Origin of the sequence: Telluria sp. B2, from assembly GCF_051789535.1 — a bacterium.
Classification (GTDB): Bacteria; Pseudomonadota; Gammaproteobacteria; order Burkholderiales; family Burkholderiaceae_D; genus Telluria.
The window spans coordinates 5,216,987-5,233,543 of the sequence record NZ_CP196525.1; the positions used below are offsets into that span (position 1 = coordinate 5,216,987).

Genomic DNA, 16,557 nt, shown 5'->3' on the forward strand with positions numbered 1-16,557 from the left:
CGATTCTTCCTTAGAACTTCAGACCGGCTTCACGCGCGGCATCTGCCAGCGCCTTCACACGGCCGTGGTAACGGAAACCCGAACGGTCGAACGCGACTTCGGTGATCCCTGCTTTCAGTGCTTTTTCTGCGACGCGCTTGCCAACCAGGGCAGCAGCGGCGGCGTTACCGCCTGCACCGCTCTTGCCACCGAGCTCAGCGCGCACTTCTGCTTCCAGCGTCGAAGCCGAAACCAGGACCTTCGCATCCGGGCTGATCAGGTTCGCATAGATGTGCAGGTTGGTGCGGTGAATCGACAGGCGATTCACGCCCAGCTGGGCGATCTTGATGCGGGTTTGGCGTCCGCGACGCAGACGCGATTGTTTCTTGTCCATGTCAGCTCCGATTATTTCTTCTTGGTTTCTTTAAGCTTCACCACTTCGTCCGAATAACGGACACCCTTGCCCTTGTAAGGCTCAGGCGAGCGGTAAGCGCGCACTTCAGCGGCGACCTGGCCGACCTTTTGGCGATCAATACCTTTGATCACGATTTCGGTCGGGGTCGGGGTGACCGCGGTGACGCCTTCCGGCATCGCGTGCAGCACCGGGTGCGAGAAGCCCAGCGACAGGTTCAGGGCGTTGCCCTGCACAGCTGCCTTGTAGCCCACGCCCACCAGGTTCAGCTTCTTCTCGAAGCCCTTGGTGACGCCGGTAACCATGTTGTTGACCAGGGCGCGCAGGGTGCCCGACATGGCGTTCGATTCACGCGAATCGTCCACCACGTCGAACGTCAGCGTGCCGTTGTTGTTTTCTACCTTGACCAGGCCGTTCAGCGGCTGGGTCAGGGTGCCCAGTGGGCCTTTGACCGTGATCGCTGCTGCAGTGATCGCCACTTCGGCGCCAGCTGGGACAGCGATTGGCATCTTAGCTACTCGAGACATGTCTACTCCTTAAGCCACGTAGCACAGCACTTCGCCACCGACGCCGGTAGCACGTGCTTTGCGATCGGTCATCACGCCTTGCGGGGTCGAGACGATTGCCACGCCCAGGCCATTCATGACCGACGGGATTTCGTTCTTGCCCTTGTAGATGCGCAGGCCAGGACGGGACACGCGCTCGATGCGCTCGATGACCGGACGGCCGGTGTAATACTTCAAACCGATTTTCAGTTCCGACTTGCCACCTTCGGTGGTCACGGCGAAATCTTCAATGTAACCCTCGTCCTTCAGGACGTTGGCGATCGCAACCTTGACTTTCGACGACGGCATTGCGACCGTGGTTTTCTGGACAGTTTGTGCGTTGCGAATGCGGGTCAGCATATCGGCGATAGGATCGCTCATACTCATTGCTTGTTCTCCTATTACCAGCTAGCTTTGGTCATACCCGGGATTTCGCCTTTCATGGCGAATTCGCGGAGTTTGGTGCGGGCAAGACCGAATTTACGGAAAGTGCCACGTGGACGGCCGGTCATGGCGCAGCGGTTACGCTGGCGGGTCGGGGCCGAATTACGCGGCAGGGCCTGCAGCTTCAGGCGCGCTTCGTAACGCTCTTCTTCGGTCTTCGACTGGTCGTCAATGATTGCTTTCAGAGCTGCACGCTTTGCGGCGAATTTCTCCACCAGGTCTGCACGCTTCTGTTCGCGGTTAATCAGTGCAAGTTTTGCCATGCTCTTAGTTCCTGAACGGGAATTTGAAGGCGGCGAGCAGCGCTTTGGCTTCTTCGTCGGTCTTAGCGGTGGTGGTGATCGAGATGTTCATGCCACGCAGCGCGTCGATCTTGTCGTAATCGATTTCCGGGAAAATGATCTGCTCTTTGACGCCGATGTTGTAGTTGCCACGGCCGTCGAACGACTTGCCATTGACACCGCGGAAGTCACGCACGCGCGGCAGGGCCACGGTGATGAAGCGGTCCAGGAACTCGTACATGCGGTTGCCGCGCAGGGTCACCATCGTACCGATCGGGTAGCCTTCGCGGATCTTGAAACCTGCGATTGCCTTGCGTGCCTTGGTGACGACCGGCTTCTGGCCGGCGATCTTGGTCAGGTCGCCCACTGCGTGTTCGATGACCTTCTTGTCAGCAACTGCTTCCGACAGACCCATGTTCAGGGTGATCTTGGTCAGGCGCGGCACTTCCATCACCGACTTGTAGCCGAATTTTTCGGTCAGGTCAGCGACGACTTTTTCTTTGTAGAATTGTTGGAGACGGGCCATGATCTTAAACCTTCACAACTTCGCCGGAGGACTTGTAGACACGGACTTTCTTGCCGTCCTGGTCTTTGAAGCCTACGCGGTCAGCCTTGCCGGTCGCGGCGTTGAACAGCGCGACGTTGGAGACGTGAATCGGCATCGCCTTGTCGACGATACCACCAGTGACGCCGGTCATCGGGTTCGGCTTGACGGCCTTCTTGGCCACGTTCACGCCTTCGACGATCACGTGCTCGGCGTCGACGCGACGCGAAACCACGCCACGCTTGCCCTTGTCTTTACCGGCCAAAACGATGACTTCGTCGTTTTTACGAATCTTATCCATTGCGACTCCTTACAGAACTTCAGGTGCCAGGGACACGATCTTCATGAACTTTTCGGTACGCAGCTCGCGCGTCACCGGTCCGAAGATACGGGTACCGATCGGTTCCAGCTTGGAATTCAGCAGGACAGCGGCATTGCCGTCGAACTTCACCAGGGAGCCGTCTTGGCGGCGCACACCTTTGGCGGTACGCACAACCACAGCGTTATAAATTTCACCTTTTTTGACACGACCACGTGGCGCAGCAACCTTGACGGTTACCTTGATGATGTCGCCAATGCTCGCATAACGGCGCTTGGAGCCGCCCAACACCTTGATGCACAGTACTTCTTTCGCACCGGTGTTGTCGGCCACTTCGAGCCGGCTTTCAGTTTGAATCATAGTATTTTCTTTCCCAACTTAAGCCGAAGAAACCCCACGGCGTACCGTAGGCCTGCGGTCAGTCTTGGTCCCGCCGTCCGTTCAATGCATGAACGTCCGATTGGGTGATTGGACTTTCCAATAAGCTTCGCACAGGCCGCAGTTACCGAGGGGGACAAACTGCGGCAACACATGAACGAAGCCCGCTAGTATCTCAGATACCAGCGGGCCCCGCAAGACAAATTTTCAGGCTTTAGATGACCTGTGCGACCTGCACAACACGGGTCACGGTCCAAGCCTTCGTCTTCGAGATCGGGCGACCTTCCGAGATCTCGACCGTGTCGCCGGTCTTGGCCTGGTTGGTCTCGTCGTGCGCGTGATACTTGTTCGAACGCACGATGATCTTGCCGTACAGCGGGTGCTTCACGTGACGCTCGATCAGGACGGTGACCGTCTTGTCCATTTTGTCGGACACGACCTTGCCGACCAGCGTACGCTTCAGCGCCGTTTTAGTGGTGTCGTTCATTTGGCTTCCTTCGAGTTCATCACAGTCTTCACACGCGCGATGTCGCGACGTACTTTCTTGAGCTGCGCGGTATTGCCCAGCTGCTGGGTAGCGATTTGCATGCGCAGGCCGAACTGGGCCTTCAGCAGCTCATTCAGCTCCTTCTGCAGCGCTTCCTGGTCCTTGCCGCGGAGTTCCGATGCTTTCATATTCAACTCCTGTTATTGGCCGACTTGGCGCACCACGAAGGTGGTTGCCAGCGGCAGTTTGGCAGCGGCCAGGCGGAATGCTTCGCGCGCCAGTTCTTCTGCGACGCCGTCCATCTCGTACAGGACTTTGCCTGGCTGGATTTCGGCGACGTAGTATTCCGGATTACCTTTACCGTTACCCATACGGACTTCGGCCGGCTTGTTCGAAATCGGCTTGTCCGGGAAGATACGGATCCAGATACGGCCGCCACGCTTGATGTGACGGGTCATCGCACGACGAGCCGCTTCGATCTGGCGTGCGGTGATACGGCCGCGGGCGACTGCCTTCAGGCCGAATTCGCCGAACGACACCGAGGTGCCGCGGGTGTGCGAAATGCCGGTGTTACGGCCCTTCTGCTCTTTACGATACTTTCTGCGGGATGGCTGCAGCATCTTTATTCTCCTGCTTTCTCAGCCGGCTTGGCAGCGGCGCGACGACCTGCTGGAGCGGCTCCTGGTTTGGCGCCCGGACGGCCGCGGCCTGCCGGCTTGCCGTCGTCACGACGCGGACCGCGCGGCTTTTTCTCGTCGGCCGGGGTGTCGATCACTGGTGCTTCGCCCGTTGCCGAACGATCGCCCTTGTAGACCCAGACCTTGACGCCGATGATGCCGTAGGTGGTCGATGCTTCGCTGGTGCCGTAGTCGATGTCGGCGCGCAGGGTGTGCAGAGGCACACGGCCTTCGCGGTACCATTCGGTACGTGCGATCTCGATACCGTTCAGACGGCCCGACGACATGATCTTGATGCCTTGCGCGCCCAGACGCATCGCGTTCTGCATCGCGCGCTTCATGGCGCGACGGAACATGATGCGCTTTTCGAGCTGCTGCGAGATCGAGTCGGCGATCAGTTGCGCATCGATTTCCGGCTTGCGGATTTCTTCGATGTTCACGTGGACCGGCACGCCCATGATCTTCGTCAGCGACGACTTCAGCACTTCGATGTCTTCGCCCTTCTTGCCGATGACGACGCCCGGACGCGAGCTGAACACGGTGAAGCGCGCGTTCTTGGCAGGACGCTCGATGACGATGCGACCGACCGAAGCGTTCTTCAGCTTCTTCTTCAGGAAAGCGCGAGCTTCCAGGTCTTCCTTCAGCATGTCGGCGAAGTTGCCGTTGCCAGCGTACCAGCGCGATGCCCAGTTACGGGTGACCGCCAGGCGGAAGCCGGTTGGGTGGATTTTCTGACCCATCGTGTGACCCCTTAGTTACCGACAGTCACGTAGATGTGACAGGATTGTTTCGAAATACGATCGCCGCGGCCCTTCGCACGTGCGGTGAAGCGCTTCAGGATCGGGCCCTTTTCGACGTAGATCTGGGTGACCTTCAGCTCGTCGATGTCCGCGCCGTCATTGTGTTCCGCGTTGGCGATGGCCGACTCCAGAACCTTCTTGATGATGGTCGCGCCCTTCTTCGGGCTGAACTGCAGAATGTTGAGTGCTGCGTCAACTTTCTTGCCACGGATCAGGTCTGCAACGAGGCGGCCCTTCTGTTCCGACAGGCGCACGCCTTTGAGGATAGCTTTAGTTTCCATTATTTTTTCGCCTTCTTGTCAGCGGCGTGGCCCTTGAACGTACGGGTCAGCGCGAATTCGCCGAGCTTGTGGCCGACCATGTTCTCCGAGACGTACACCGGCACGTGCAGCTTGCCGTTGTGGACAGCGATCGTCAGACCGATGAAGTCCGGAGTGATCGTCGAGCGGCGCGACCAGGTTTTGACTGGCTTCTTGTCTTTGGTCGCTTGCGCGGCTTCGACTTTCTTCACCAGGTGGGCGTCAACGAACGGCCCTTTTTTCAATGAACGAGTCATGATTTATCCTTATTTCTTGCCGCGGCGCGAGACGATCATCGACGAAGTGCGCTTGTTCGAACGCGTCTTCTTGCCCTTGGTCTGCTGGCCCCATGGCGACACCGGATGACGACCGGCAGCCGTACGGCCTTCACCACCACCGTGCGGGTGGTCGATCGGGTTCATGACCACACCGCGAACGGTCGGACGAACACCGCGCCAGCGCATTGCACCAGCTTTACCGATCTTGCGCAGGTTGTGCTCGCCGTTGCCGACTTCGCCAACCGTCGCGCGGCACTCGATGTGCACGCGGCGCACTTCACCCGAGCGCAGGCGAACCTGGGCGTAGGTGCCTTCACGGGCCATCAGGACTACGGCGGCGCCGGCGGTACGGGCCATCTGGGCACCCTTACCTGGCAGCATTTCGACGCAGTGCATGGTGGTACCGACCGGGATGTTACGGATCGGCAGGCAGTTACCCGACTTGATCGGCGCTTCCGAGCCGTTCATGACGGTGTCGCCCACAGCCATGCCCTTGGTGGCGATGATGTACGCGCGGTGACCGTCGGCGTAGCACACCAGAGCGATGTGCGCGCTGCGGTTCGGGTCGTATTCAATACGCTCGACCTTGGCCGGGATACCGTCCTTGTTGCGCTTGAAGTCGACCAGGCGGTAGTGTTGCTTGTGACCACCGCCGATGTGGCGGGTGGTGATGTGGCCGTTGTTGTTACGGCCAGCAGTCTTCGATTTCTTCTCAACCAGGGCTGCGAACGGACGACCTTTGTACAGGTCGGCGTTCACAACCTTCACCATGCCGCGGCGGCCTGGGGAGGTTGGCTTCATCTTAACGAGTGCCATTATTTAGCCTCCTCGACAAAATTGATTTCCTGGCCTGGCTTCAGGCACACGAAAGCGCGCTTGGTGTGGTTGCGGCGACCGGTGAAGCGGCCTGCGCGCTTCTGCTTGCCTTCGCGGTTCACGGTCTGCACCGATTCCACTTCGACTTTGAACAGCAGCTCGACGGCAGCCTTGATTTCTGGCTTGGTCGCGTCCGGCAGAACCTTGAACACGATCTGCTCGTTCTTTTCCGCGACGAAGGTGGCCTTCTCGGAAATGACCGGAGCCAGCAGCACCTTCATCAGGCGCTCTTCGCTAAATTTGATTGCGGTGCTCATGCGTACATCTCCTCGATCTTGGCCAGAGCAGCTTTGGTGACCAGGACTTTCTTGTAGAACACCAGCGACATCGGGTCAGCCGCTTTCGGCTCGACGACCAGCACGTTCGGCAGGTTACGCGATGCCAGTTCCAGGTTTTCATCGATGGTGTCGGTGATCACCAGGACCGATTCCAGGCCCATGCCCTGCAGCTTTTGCGACAGCAGCTTGGTCTTCGGAGCTTCGATCGACAGGTTTTCGACAACGTTCAGACGGCCTTCGCGGGCCAGCTGCGAGAAGATCGAGCAGATACCTGCGCGGAACATCTTCTTGTTGACCTTGTGCGAGAAGTTCTCGTCCGGGGTGTTCGGGAAGATGCGACCACCGCCGCGCCACAGAGGCGACGACGACATACCAGCACGAGCGCGGCCGGTGCCCTTCTGGCGCCATGGCTTCTTCGTGGTGTGGCTGACTTCTTCACGGTCTTTCTGCTTGCGGTTGCCGCTGCGTGCGTTAGCAGCGTAGGCGACCACGACCTGGTGAATCAGGGCTTCGTTGTATTCGCGGCCGAACACGGTATCGGCGGCGGCAACGCCGGCGCCAGCTTGACCTTGCTCATTCAGGAGCTGAAGTTCCATATTTAAGCTCCTTTCTTGGCTTTGACTTTGACAGCCGGCTTGACGATCACTTGACCGTTCTTGGCGCCAGGAACGGCACCTTTCACCAGCAGCAGTTGACGCTCAGCGTCGATACGAGCGATTTCCAGGTTCTGGGTGGTGACGGTAACGTCGCCCATGTGACCGGTCATGCGCTTGCCAGGGAACACGCGGCCCGGATCCTGCGCCATACCGATGGAGCCAGGAACGTTGTGCGAACGCGAGTTACCGTGGGTTTGACGGCCCGATGCGAAGTTGTAACGCTTGATGGTACCGGCGTAGCCCTTACCGATCGAGGTGCCTTGCACGTCGATTTTCTGGCCGACTTCGAACAGCGAAACGTTGACGGCGTCACCGGTTTTGAGTTCGGCTGCCTTGGCGGCGTCGACGCGGAATTCCTTCAGCATCGTGCCAGCTTCCACGCCAGCTTTAGCGTGGTGACCCGCAACAGCCTTGGTCACGCGGGAAGCGCGACGTTGACCGAATGCGACCTGAACTGCGGCATAGCCGTCGGTTTCAGGAGTTTTGATTTGCGCAACACGGTTGTTCGATACGTCGAGCACGGTGACTGGGATCGAATCCCCGTCATCCGTGAAGATGCGCATCATGCCAACCTTGCGACCGAGAAGGCCCAGGCTCATTTTTTCTCCATTCCCACCTACGATTGGGCGGGGGTTGTTTAACTACTAGAAAAAGCACGGATTCAAAAAGGCGTATCCGTACCGAAGCCGGCTAGTATAGCGCGCAAAGGGGCTTGACGCAACAAGATAATCGGAGGTATGTGACCCCTGTTGCGCATTTTTCGCAGTAGCGTGGAGAAGAAGGAATCTGATCTAGCTGACCAGCACAGAAAAGGCACCGATGCGCCTTTTCTCTGCAGAACCGCGAAGGGTTCCGCGCATGTTTGAAGTGTCTTTGGTGGGCGGTGCAGGATTCGAACCTGCGACCCCTTGGATGTCGACCAAGTATTCTAACCAACTGAACTAACCGCCCGAGGAGCCGAATTATAAGAGAGCTACGCGCGGTTTGCAATAGCTGAGTGTGATGTGGGTGGTGAGTCGGGCGGAAGGCGTATGTTCGTGGGGCTGTTGCCTGCCCTGTTATCGGTCCTCATGATCCGCGTGGGCACAGGTGCCCACCCTACAGGATGCGCTGCGGACTTCGATGACAAAGGTTGGCGCCAATGGGCTCTTCCAATCGCGGTCCGTGGCGTATCCCGTAGGGTGGGCTCTCGAGCCCACGCGAATTCGGCATACCAATAGCGGCACAGGCAACAGCCCCACCCTGCCGGCACGCCGTGCGCCGTCAGCACCCCATCCTCGCCTAAGCTTGCCATAAGGTCAGCTGTGTACAATCGAGCAATTAGCGCCTATATTGGCAGCCGAAGCGAATTGAGTTTCCGGCCGGGCGCAGGGCACGGCTGGCGCCAACCGGGGCGGCGGCATCACGGGCAATGTTCACTCCCACTGAAAGGAGCTGTAATGGCAATCAGTTTGCAAAAAGGCGGTAACGTCAACCTCAGCAAGGAAGCACCGAACCTCACCAAGGTCATCATCGGCCTGGGCTGGGACCCGCGCTCGACCGACGGCGCGGCATTCGACCTGGACGGCAGCGCGTTCATGCTCAAGTCCGATGCGAAGGTGCGCAGCGATACCGACTTCATCTTCTATAACAACCTCAAGTCCAGCGACGGCTCGGTCGTCCACAACGGCGACAACACCACCGGCCAGGGCGAAGGCGACGACGAAACCGTCACCGTCGACCTGACCAAGGTACCGGCAGACGTCGACAAGATCTCGTTCTGCGTCACCATCCACGATGCCGAAGCGCGCCGCCAGAACTTCGGCATGGTCGGCAAGGCCTTCATCCGCTGCGTCAATGCCAACGGCAACGCCGAGATCGCCCGCTACGACCTGTCCGAGGACAGCTCGACCGAAACCGCAATGATCTTCGGCGAACTGTACCGCGCTGGCGGCGACTGGAAATTCCGCGCCGTCGGCCAGGGCTACAACGGCGGCCTGGGTCCATTGGCACGCTCGTTCGGCGTCAACGTGTAATCCGGCCTCGCGCCGGTTCGCAGGGAGGCTTTCGCCGCCCTGCCCCTGCCCCGCCGCACGCGGGGCGTCTCCCCCTCAGAAGGACTTCATGCGCGTCTGGTTCAACCGTACGTTCTCGTCCGTCTACGCCGCGATCGAGCTGATCCGCCGCGCCGACGTCGACGGGCGCTTCCATATCGTCCACAGCAATCCCAACCCGCAGTCGCCGGTGGCGCGCGTGGCCCACGAATTCCACCGCGAGCCGACCGGGCTCGAAGGCCAGCCCTACGTCGACTGGTGCGTCGGCTTCTGCCGCGACCACAAGATCGACATCTTCGTCCCCGGACGCGAGGCGACCCTGCTGGCCGGCGCCCATGCGCGCTTTGCCGCCGGCGGCACCCGCGTCCTGAGCTGCGCCTCCGAAGAGAACCTGCAGCTCATCCACGACAAGGGCCGCTTTTATGCGGAAGTCGACCTGCCCGGCGCACCGGTGGCCGAGTTCCGCCGCTTCGACAACGCCGCCGGCTTCGAGGAAGCCTACGACCTGCTGCGCCGCCGTCACGCCAGGCTGTGCGTGAAGCCCTCGCGCTCGATCTACGGTCTCGGCTTCGCCGTGCTGGACGAAACGCGCAGCAGCGCCGAACTGCTGATGGCCGGCGCCGAATACCACGTCTCGCTCGCCGACTTCCGGCGCGCCCTGCCCGCCCTTGGCGCGTTCCGCGACATGCTGCTGATGGAATTCCTGGACGGGCGCGAATACAGCGTCGACTGCGTCGGCGACAACGGCCGCCTGGTAGCGGCGGTCGCGCGCCGCAAATCGGCACAAGCCGGCGCCGGCCAGCGCATCGACCAGCGCGCCGACATCCTGGACGCCACCGCACACCTGGCGCGCGCCTATGGCCTGAACGGCATCTTCAACGTCCAGTTCCGCGAAGCGGACGGACGCGCGCGCCTGCTCGAGATTAACCCACGCATGTCGGGCGGCATCGGCATGGCCTGCGTGGCCGGACCGAACCTGCCGTACATCGCCCTCGCCGGCTTCGCCGACGGCTACGACAAGGTCGAGGTCGCACCGGTACGCACTGGCATGCGCGTGGGCGAACTGACGCAAGCCGTGGAGCTGGCATGAACGCGCGCCTGGATGCCGGTCTCCCGCTGCGCCGTGAGGAACGCCTGCCCACCGGCCTGCTCGAGGTCGATCTGCACAAGGGCGCCGAAGAACTCGACGCCCTGCTCGGCTTTGCCGCGCGCGCCAACGCCAAGCGCGGCTTTCTGTTCCTGAGCAAGGTGCTGGGCAAGCACTGGCCGGTGCGGCCATCGATCATGCTCGACGTGCACGCGCGCCTGGCCGCCGGGGTGCCGGATGGCGAGGGTCCGGTGCTGTTCATTGCGATGGCCGAGACGGCGGTCGGCCTGGGCCAGGGCGTGTTCGAGGCCTGGCTGCGCGCCAATCCGGGACGCGAAGCCCTGTTCCTGCACACGACGCGCTACCGCGTCGGCAACGGGCCCATCATCGAATTCGAGGAAGCGCACAGCCACGCGCCGCGCCAGTTCCTGCACATGCCCTCAAGCCGGCACGAACAGGACCTGCTGCTGCAGGCGAAGACCATCGTGCTGGTCGACGACGAGGCCAGCACCGGCAACACTTTCGTGAACCTGGCGCAGGCCTGCCGCCGCCTGAACCCGACGATCGGGCGCGTGCACCTGGCGGTCATCACCAATTTCATGGGCCAGGCCGCCACCTCGGCACTCGCCGGGCGCTTCGGCATGCCTGCCAGCATGGGCGCCCTGATCGAGGGCGAGTACCGCTTCGAGGCCGCGAATGTGCCGGTGGACGCGGCGCCGGCCCAGCGCTTCGATGCGCAGGCCGAGCGCGGCGCCAGCACCGCCTTTGGACGCCTCGGTCTCGCCCGCCCCTTGCGCGCGCCGACAGCCCTGGCACGCCGGCTGGCGGACAGCATCGCGCCGGGCGACAAAGTGCTGGTGCTCGGCACCGGCGAATTCATGCACGCGTCCACCCTGCTGGGCGCGGCGCTCGAAACGCATGGCCTGGACGTGGTCGTGCAGTCGACCACGCGCTCGCCGATCCTGACCTGGGGCGCGGTGAAGCACGCGCTGAGCTTCCCCGACAACTACGGCGAAGGCATCGCCAACTTCCTGTACAACGTGGCGTCCGGCCAGTACGCGCACGTGCTGGTCTGCCACGAGACGCCGCCGAACGCGGCGCTGCGCGAACTCGTCCGCCAGCTCGGCGCGCGCCTGTTCCACTATCACACCGAGGATGACGTTGAAGAAGTTCCTGTTCGCTGACCTGGACGACACACTGTTCCAGACCCTGGAAAAATGCGCCGTGCGCGACGGTCTGGAGCCGGCCGCTTATTACAGCGACGGCAGCATCTGTTCGCTCACCACGCCGGCCCAGCGCGCCTTTTTCACTTTCGCCAGCGAAGGCATGACGGTAATCCCGACCACGGCGCGCAGCCTCGATGCCTTCCACCGTGTCGACCTGGGTTTCACCAGCTATGTGATCCTGGATTTCGGCGGCGTGATCCTGCTGCCCGACGGCAGCATCGACCGCGACTGGCAAGGCGTGATGCACGCCAAAATGAACGCCGCCCTGCCCGGTTTGCATGAGCTGGCCGCGCGCATCGACGCCTGGGCCGAAGCGGGCGGCTTCAAGGGCCGCGCGCGGCTGGTCGAGGATGCCGGCAGCCCCTTCTTCCTGGTCGTGAAGGATCCGGACAAGATCGCGTCCAACCTGGTGTTGTTCGAGGACGAGGTGGTGCGTCCCTGGATCGCCGACGGCCGCCAGGATTACTGCGTGCACCGCAACGGCAACAACCTGGCGATCCTGCCCACCAGCCTGGACAAGGCGAATGCGGTGGCCTGGGTCACCGAACGCCTGCGCCGCGAGCATGGCGACGTGATCACCTTCGGCATGGGCGACAGCCGCTCGGACGCGCGCTTCATGGCCGATTGCGACTACGCCATCATCCCGCGCCGGACCCAGCTCTCGAAACTCACCGTGGAGGCGCTGTGAACTTCTCCGGCAGTTACCACGGCGCGGACGTGACGTTCCTCCTCAAGCCGCTGCCGCTGTGCGACTTCGTCGACGACGTCGGCGAGAAGGAGCGCCTGATCCAGTCGGGCCAACGCCATTACAGCGAGATGCTGTCGCCCGAGCGCCCGCCTTCGGCGCGCTATGTCGCCGTGTTCGAGCAAGCCTGCCGCGCCAACGGCGAACGCATGGCGCGCGACTGCCTGCGCCTGGCACAGCTCATCGCCCAGCGCCGCAGCGGTCCGGTTGCGATCGTGTCGCTGGCGCGCGGCGGCACGCCCATCGGCGTGGTCCTCAGGCGCCTGCTCGAGCGCGTGCACGACCGCGTGGCCACGCATTATTCGGTGTCGATCGTGCGCGACCGCGGCATCGACGCCAACGCGCTGCGCCACATCCTTGCGCGCGGACATGCGCCCCGGTCGATCGTGTTCGTCGACGGCTGGACCGGCAAGGGCGTGATCGCACGCGAGCTGGCCACCTCGATCGCGCGCTTCAACCGCGAGCACGGCACCGATATCGACAGCGGCCTGTTCGTGCTGTCGGACCTGGCCGGCGCCGCCGCCTGCGCGGCGTCGAGCGAGGACTACCTGATCCCGTCGAGCATCCTGAACGCGACGGTGTCGGGACTGGTCAGCCGCTCGGTCATCAGCCGCGCGATCGGCCCGGACGACTTCCATGGCTGCGTGCTGTACAGCGACTTCGCGGCGCACGACCGCTCGCGCGACTTCGTGGACGACCTCGAACGCCGCGCGCTCGCACTGCCCGGCGAGGCCAACGTGGACGTCGAGGCGGTCGATGCGCGCGCGGCGGCAAGCCGCTCGCAGGCGTATATCGCCGCGGCGCTGGCGCGCTACGGCATCCATGACGTCAACCTGGTAAAACCGGGCATTGGCGAGGCCACGCGCGTGCTGCTGCGCCGGGCGCCGCGCCTGCTGGTGCTGCGCGACCCGCAGGCGCCGGCGGTGGCGCACCTGCGCCTGCTGGCCGAAGAAACACAGGTGCCGGTCGAGATCGACCCGGCATTGCCTTACCAAGCTGTTTCCCTGATCAGGAGTGCATCGGATGCATAAATCGATGGGCGCGTCGCTGTACGTGCCGGCCAACCACAAACACCTGCTGCGCATCGCGAACGGCGAGAAGCTGCCCGATGCGCGCTCGCTGATCTTCTGCACCGAGGACGCGGTCGCCGACCGCGAGCTGAGCTGGGCGCTGTTCAACCTGTCCGTCGTGCTGGAACACATGCACGCGGACGTCGCGGCCGAACGCTTCGTCCGCGTGCGCAATCCCGACGTGCTGGCGCGCGTGCTGGCGATGCGCGGCGCGGACAAGCTGACCGGCTTCGTGATCCCGAAGGCGACACGCCACAATTTTGAATCCTATTACCGCCTGGTGCGCGACACCGACCACATGCTCATGCCCACGCTGGAAACGGCCGAAGTCTTCAGCGAACGCGAAATGGAAGCCTTCCGCGACCTGCTGCAGTCGCCGGGCGTCCGCAGCCGCATCCTGGCGCTGCGCATCGGCGGCAACGATCTGCTGGCTTTATTGGGGCTGCGGCGCCCGCGCGGCATGACGCTCTACCGCACGCCCCTCGGCCCGGTCATCGCGAAGCTGGTGACGATCTTCCGTCCCTACGGCTTCGCCCTCACGGCGCCCGTGTTCGAGCACCTGGACGTGCCGGAACTGCTGGACCAGGAGGTGCAGGAAGACATGGCCTACGGCATGGTCGGCAAGACGGCCATCCATCCGAGCCAGATCGGGCCGATCGAGCAGCACTACAAGGTCAGGCCGCAGGACCTGGCCGCCGCCCAGGCCATCCTGGACGAGAACAGCCCTGCCGTCTTCAAGATGCACGAGTCGATGTGCGAGGTGGCGACCCACCGCGCCTGGGCCGAACGCATGGTCGCGCAATCGCGCCTGTTCGGCGCCCACCAACTTGATGCGCCGCACTGGCCGGCCGCTCTCTAGGAAAGGATCAGCACATGAACAACTTCGCACGCGGCCAGAAGGGAAAACTGGCGGACCTTGGCGCCGGCAGCCGCTTCCCGGTCGAGATCGACATCACCGCGCCGGGCATGTCGGTCGACGTCTCCTGCTTCGGCCTGGATGCGGCCGACCGGCTCTCGGACGAACGCTACATGGTCTTCTACAACCAGCTCGCCAGCCCGGCCGACGCGGTAACGCTGAGCCTGGCCGGTGGCAAGGCGCGCTTCGCCGTCAACCTCGATGCCCTGCCTGCCTCGATCGCCAAGCTGGTGTTCGTGGCCGCGATCGACGGCGCGCAGACGATGCGCGCCCTCGGCGCCAGTGCGCTGACCGTGGGCGAAGCGATCCGCTTCCCGTGGTCGGGCGCCGACTTCGGCGACGAGAAGGCGGTGATCGTGGCCGAAATCTACCGGCGCGATGGCCAGTGGCGCTTCGGCGCGGTGGGACAAGGTTTCAATGGCGGCCTGTCGGCGCTGCTGGCGCATTTCGGCGGCACCGAGGCCAAGCCGGCCTCGCCTGCGCCTGCCCCTGCCGCCCCTGCCGCGCCGGCGCCGGCGGCGCCGAAGGTCTCGCTGTCGAAGATCACGCTGGAAAAGCGCGGCGACAAGGTCTCGCTCGACAAGGCCGCAGGCCGCGGTTACGGACGCATCCACGTGAACCTGAACTGGAACCAGTCCAGCCTGGGCGCAGCCGCGCCGACGCCCGCACCGGCCAAGACGGGCCTGCTCGGCCGCCTGAGCGAAGCCATGGGCGGCCTCGGGGGCGCGGCGGGCAACCGCAAGCGCTCGGGCGGCATCGACCTCGACCTCGGCTGCATGTTCGAACTGGCCGACGGCCGCAAGGGGCTGGTGCAGGCGCTGGGCAACGCCTGGGGAGATTACGACCGCCTGCCCTACATCAAGCTCGACGCCGACGACCGCACCGGCGCCTCGAGCAATGGCGAGAACCTGTGGATCAACGGCGACCAGTTCGACCAGATCCGGCGCGCGCTGATCTTCTCCTTCATCTACGAGGGCGTACCGAACTGGTCGGCGACCGACGGCGTGGTCACCGTCTCGGTGCCGAACCAGGCGCCGATCGAGGTGCGCCTGGACCAGGGCGGCAACCAGATGATGTGCGCGATCGCGATGATCGAGAACCAGGGCGGCCGCCTGCAGGTGACCAAGATGGTCGAGTATTTCGAGCAGCAGGGCCGCACCAGCGCGCACGAACTGATGGACCAGCGCTTCGGCTTCGGGTTGCGCTGGAAGACCGGGTCGAAGGACTAGGGCCTAATCGCCCCTGGCGCGGCGCACCGCCGCGCCAAGCAGTTCCGGGCGGTCGAGATACAGGAAGACATACGCCGGATCCTGCTTCGCCAGCTGGTAGCTGGCGACCGTCACCGGCACGCCGGGGCGCAGGCGCAGCACCACGTTCGGCGCGTCGAACGGCGACACCGTAACCGTCTCGCGCCTCGCCACGCCGCGGCGCTTGCACCACTGCTCCGGCTTTTCGCTGACATTTTCCACACTGTCGATGGCGCCCAATGGAATCAGGCCCGAGGCACGCGCGCCGATCGACAGGTCGAGCGTGTCGCCCGTCAGCACGTGGCCTTTCGCTCCCCTCACCATCCAGCGGTCGCCCGCCACCCACATCAGGATCGTCGCGGCCGAGCACAGCGAACACAGGTGCAGGATGGCGCGTAGGCGCGGCTCGTCGATGAAGATCGAGGCGATCGCGGCATCGATCGGCAGTTCGATACATGCCGAGAAGACGGCGATGCCCAGGACAGTCGAATAGGCGCCGCGTTCGGTGTAGGTCAGCACGGTGCCTGCGGGACGCGCCGGATGCGGCTGGCGCCGCACCCAGGCAAGGAAGGCCTGGCGCATTGCCCGGCCGAGCTTGAGGAAGGCGAGGAACTCGGGCGGCAGCGTGGCGCCGAGACGTTCGCTCCAGGGCGTGCCCTTGCGCGCCACCTGGCGCATGCGGCGCGAGAAATCGGGAATGCCCGCTAAATCCTTGGCGACGATCAGCAGCAGGGGGAGCAGCAGCAGCGGCTTGTCCAGCAGGGGCCTGGCGGCCTCGGGCGCGAGGTAGGTGGCGAAGCGGCCGAAGACGAAGACCAGCCAGGCGTAACCCAGCATCTGCCACCAGTTGGTGTCCTGCAGCCATGCCAGCTGCTTGGCGAAGTATGCGTGCCACGTTGCCATCCGTCCTCCCTCCATGCCTGTCAAGAAAACCATTGCAGAGATATTAACAGGATTGAAGTTCAGCAACTTGGCGCAAC

At 63.1% G+C, this 16,557-nt stretch carries 25 protein-coding genes and 1 tRNA gene; 7 read left to right on the forward strand and 19 right to left on the reverse strand.

Features of this window, described 5'->3' with window-relative positions; translation table 11 throughout:
- Positions 1 to 10: 10 nt before the first annotated feature.
- The 18 genes from rplR to ACSUZJ_RS23120 form a co-directional block, all read right to left on the reverse strand.
- Positions 11 to 373 (reverse strand): 50S ribosomal protein L18, encoded by a 363-nt coding sequence (rplR, locus tag ACSUZJ_RS23035; RefSeq protein WP_229437765.1) that lies wholly within the window; start codon positions 371 to 373, stop codon positions 11 to 13.
- 11 nt (positions 374 to 384) lie between these two features.
- Positions 385 to 918, reverse strand: a complete 534-nt coding sequence (gene rplF, locus ACSUZJ_RS23040) for a 50S ribosomal protein L6 (RefSeq protein ID WP_499411967.1) — start codon at positions 916 to 918, stop codon at positions 385 to 387.
- 9 nt (positions 919 to 927) lie between these two features.
- Complete coding sequence (gene rpsH, locus ACSUZJ_RS23045) at positions 928 to 1,323, reverse strand: 30S ribosomal protein S8 (RefSeq protein WP_312550072.1); 396 nt, start codon at positions 1,321 to 1,323, stop codon at positions 928 to 930.
- A 14-nt stretch (positions 1,324 to 1,337) separates the two neighbouring features.
- Positions 1,338 to 1,643, reverse strand: a complete 306-nt coding sequence (gene rpsN, locus ACSUZJ_RS23050; protein WP_036240351.1) for a 30S ribosomal protein S14 — start codon at positions 1,641 to 1,643, stop codon at positions 1,338 to 1,340.
- Between the two features lie 4 nt (positions 1,644 to 1,647).
- On the reverse strand, positions 1,648 to 2,187 hold the full coding sequence (gene rplE / locus ACSUZJ_RS23055; RefSeq protein WP_499411969.1) for a 50S ribosomal protein L5: 540 nt from the start codon (positions 2,185 to 2,187) through the stop codon (positions 1,648 to 1,650).
- 4 nt (positions 2,188 to 2,191) lie between these two features.
- The gene (gene rplX, locus ACSUZJ_RS23060) at positions 2,192 to 2,506 is read right to left on the reverse strand and encodes a 50S ribosomal protein L24 (protein WP_499411970.1); all 315 of its coding nucleotides are present in this window, start codon (positions 2,504 to 2,506) and stop codon (positions 2,192 to 2,194) included.
- A gap of 9 nt (positions 2,507 to 2,515) precedes the next feature.
- Complete coding sequence (rplN, locus tag ACSUZJ_RS23065) at positions 2,516 to 2,884, reverse strand: 50S ribosomal protein L14 (protein WP_211519064.1); 369 nt, start codon at positions 2,882 to 2,884, stop codon at positions 2,516 to 2,518.
- A gap of 232 nt (positions 2,885 to 3,116) precedes the next feature.
- Entirely contained in the window at positions 3,117 to 3,389 is a 273-nt protein-coding gene (gene rpsQ / locus ACSUZJ_RS23070; protein WP_182990706.1) for a 30S ribosomal protein S17, read from the reverse strand.
- On the reverse strand, positions 3,386 to 3,577 hold the full coding sequence (rpmC, locus tag ACSUZJ_RS23075; protein ID WP_027867254.1) for a 50S ribosomal protein L29: 192 nt from the start codon (positions 3,575 to 3,577) through the stop codon (positions 3,386 to 3,388). The genes rpsQ and rpmC overlap by 4 nt, the downstream gene beginning before the upstream one ends.
- A gap of 12 nt (positions 3,578 to 3,589) precedes the next feature.
- Entirely contained in the window at positions 3,590 to 4,009 is a 420-nt protein-coding gene (gene rplP / locus ACSUZJ_RS23080; protein WP_036246288.1) for a 50S ribosomal protein L16, read from the reverse strand.
- A gap of 2 nt (positions 4,010 to 4,011) precedes the next feature.
- Positions 4,012 to 4,806: a 30S ribosomal protein S3 gene (gene rpsC, locus ACSUZJ_RS23085; protein ID WP_499411972.1), complete on the reverse strand. Its 795-nt coding sequence runs from the start codon at positions 4,804 to 4,806 to the stop codon at positions 4,012 to 4,014.
- Between the two features lie 11 nt (positions 4,807 to 4,817).
- Positions 4,818 to 5,150: a 50S ribosomal protein L22 gene (gene rplV / locus ACSUZJ_RS23090; protein ID WP_174348348.1), complete on the reverse strand. Its 333-nt coding sequence runs from the start codon at positions 5,148 to 5,150 to the stop codon at positions 4,818 to 4,820.
- A complete protein-coding gene (rpsS, locus tag ACSUZJ_RS23095; RefSeq protein WP_136219933.1) occupies positions 5,147 to 5,422 on the reverse strand; it encodes a 30S ribosomal protein S19 in 276 nt (91 codons plus the stop codon). The genes rplV and rpsS overlap by 4 nt, the downstream gene beginning before the upstream one ends.
- 9 nt (positions 5,423 to 5,431) lie before the next feature.
- Positions 5,432 to 6,259 (reverse strand): 50S ribosomal protein L2, encoded by an 828-nt coding sequence (gene rplB / locus ACSUZJ_RS23100; RefSeq protein ID WP_499411973.1) that lies wholly within the window; start codon positions 6,257 to 6,259, stop codon positions 5,432 to 5,434.
- On the reverse strand, positions 6,259 to 6,576 hold the full coding sequence (rplW, locus tag ACSUZJ_RS23105; RefSeq protein WP_312550063.1) for a 50S ribosomal protein L23: 318 nt from the start codon (positions 6,574 to 6,576) through the stop codon (positions 6,259 to 6,261). The genes rplB and rplW overlap by 1 nt, the downstream gene beginning before the upstream one ends.
- Positions 6,573 to 7,193 (reverse strand): 50S ribosomal protein L4, encoded by a 621-nt coding sequence (rplD, locus tag ACSUZJ_RS23110; protein ID WP_036246292.1) that lies wholly within the window; start codon positions 7,191 to 7,193, stop codon positions 6,573 to 6,575. The genes rplW and rplD overlap by 4 nt, the downstream gene beginning before the upstream one ends.
- 2 nt (positions 7,194 to 7,195) lie before the next feature.
- Entirely contained in the window at positions 7,196 to 7,852 is a 657-nt protein-coding gene (gene rplC, locus ACSUZJ_RS23115; protein WP_313705360.1) for a 50S ribosomal protein L3, read from the reverse strand.
- A 275-nt stretch (positions 7,853 to 8,127) separates the two neighbouring features.
- A tRNA-Val gene (locus ACSUZJ_RS23120) sits at positions 8,128 to 8,204 on the reverse strand.
- Between the two features lie 488 nt (positions 8,205 to 8,692).
- On the opposite strand from ACSUZJ_RS23120, the gene ACSUZJ_RS23125 reads away from it, so the two are divergent.
- The 7 genes from ACSUZJ_RS23125 (at position 8,693) to ACSUZJ_RS23155 (ending at position 15,559) form a co-directional block, all read left to right on the forward strand.
- A complete protein-coding gene (locus ACSUZJ_RS23125) occupies positions 8,693 to 9,268 on the forward strand; it encodes a TerD family protein (protein WP_499411974.1) in 576 nt (191 codons plus the stop codon).
- A gap of 88 nt (positions 9,269 to 9,356) precedes the next feature.
- Complete coding sequence (locus ACSUZJ_RS23130) at positions 9,357 to 10,376, forward strand: ATP-grasp domain-containing protein (protein WP_499411976.1); 1,020 nt, start codon at positions 9,357 to 9,359, stop codon at positions 10,374 to 10,376.
- The gene (locus ACSUZJ_RS23135) at positions 10,373 to 11,557 is read left to right on the forward strand and encodes a phosphoribosyltransferase domain-containing protein (RefSeq protein ID WP_499411977.1); all 1,185 of its coding nucleotides are present in this window, start codon (positions 10,373 to 10,375) and stop codon (positions 11,555 to 11,557) included. Before ACSUZJ_RS23130 ends, ACSUZJ_RS23135 begins: the two co-directional genes overlap by 4 nt.
- The gene (locus tag ACSUZJ_RS23140) at positions 11,529 to 12,287 is read left to right on the forward strand and encodes an HAD family hydrolase (protein WP_499411978.1); all 759 of its coding nucleotides are present in this window, start codon (positions 11,529 to 11,531) and stop codon (positions 12,285 to 12,287) included. The genes ACSUZJ_RS23135 and ACSUZJ_RS23140 overlap by 29 nt, the downstream gene beginning before the upstream one ends.
- A 29-nt stretch (positions 12,288 to 12,316) precedes the next feature.
- Positions 12,317 to 13,375: a cysteine protease StiP family protein gene (locus ACSUZJ_RS23145; RefSeq protein WP_499411979.1), complete on the forward strand. Its 1,059-nt coding sequence runs from the start codon at positions 12,317 to 12,319 to the stop codon at positions 13,373 to 13,375.
- Positions 13,368 to 14,273, forward strand: coding sequence for an HpcH/HpaI aldolase/citrate lyase family protein (locus ACSUZJ_RS23150; RefSeq protein ID WP_499411981.1), 906 nt, complete (start codon positions 13,368 to 13,370; stop codon positions 14,271 to 14,273). The genes ACSUZJ_RS23145 and ACSUZJ_RS23150 overlap by 8 nt, the downstream gene beginning before the upstream one ends.
- 14 nt (positions 14,274 to 14,287) lie before the next feature.
- Positions 14,288 to 15,559: a TerD family protein gene (locus ACSUZJ_RS23155; RefSeq protein ID WP_499411982.1), complete on the forward strand. Its 1,272-nt coding sequence runs from the start codon at positions 14,288 to 14,290 to the stop codon at positions 15,557 to 15,559.
- Positions 15,560 to 15,562: 3 nt separating this feature from the next.
- On the opposite strand, the gene ACSUZJ_RS23160 is transcribed toward ACSUZJ_RS23155, so the two are convergent.
- Positions 15,563 to 16,480: a hypothetical protein gene (locus ACSUZJ_RS23160; RefSeq protein ID WP_499411983.1), complete on the reverse strand. Its 918-nt coding sequence runs from the start codon at positions 16,478 to 16,480 to the stop codon at positions 15,563 to 15,565.
- Positions 16,481 to 16,557: the final 77 nt, after the last annotated feature.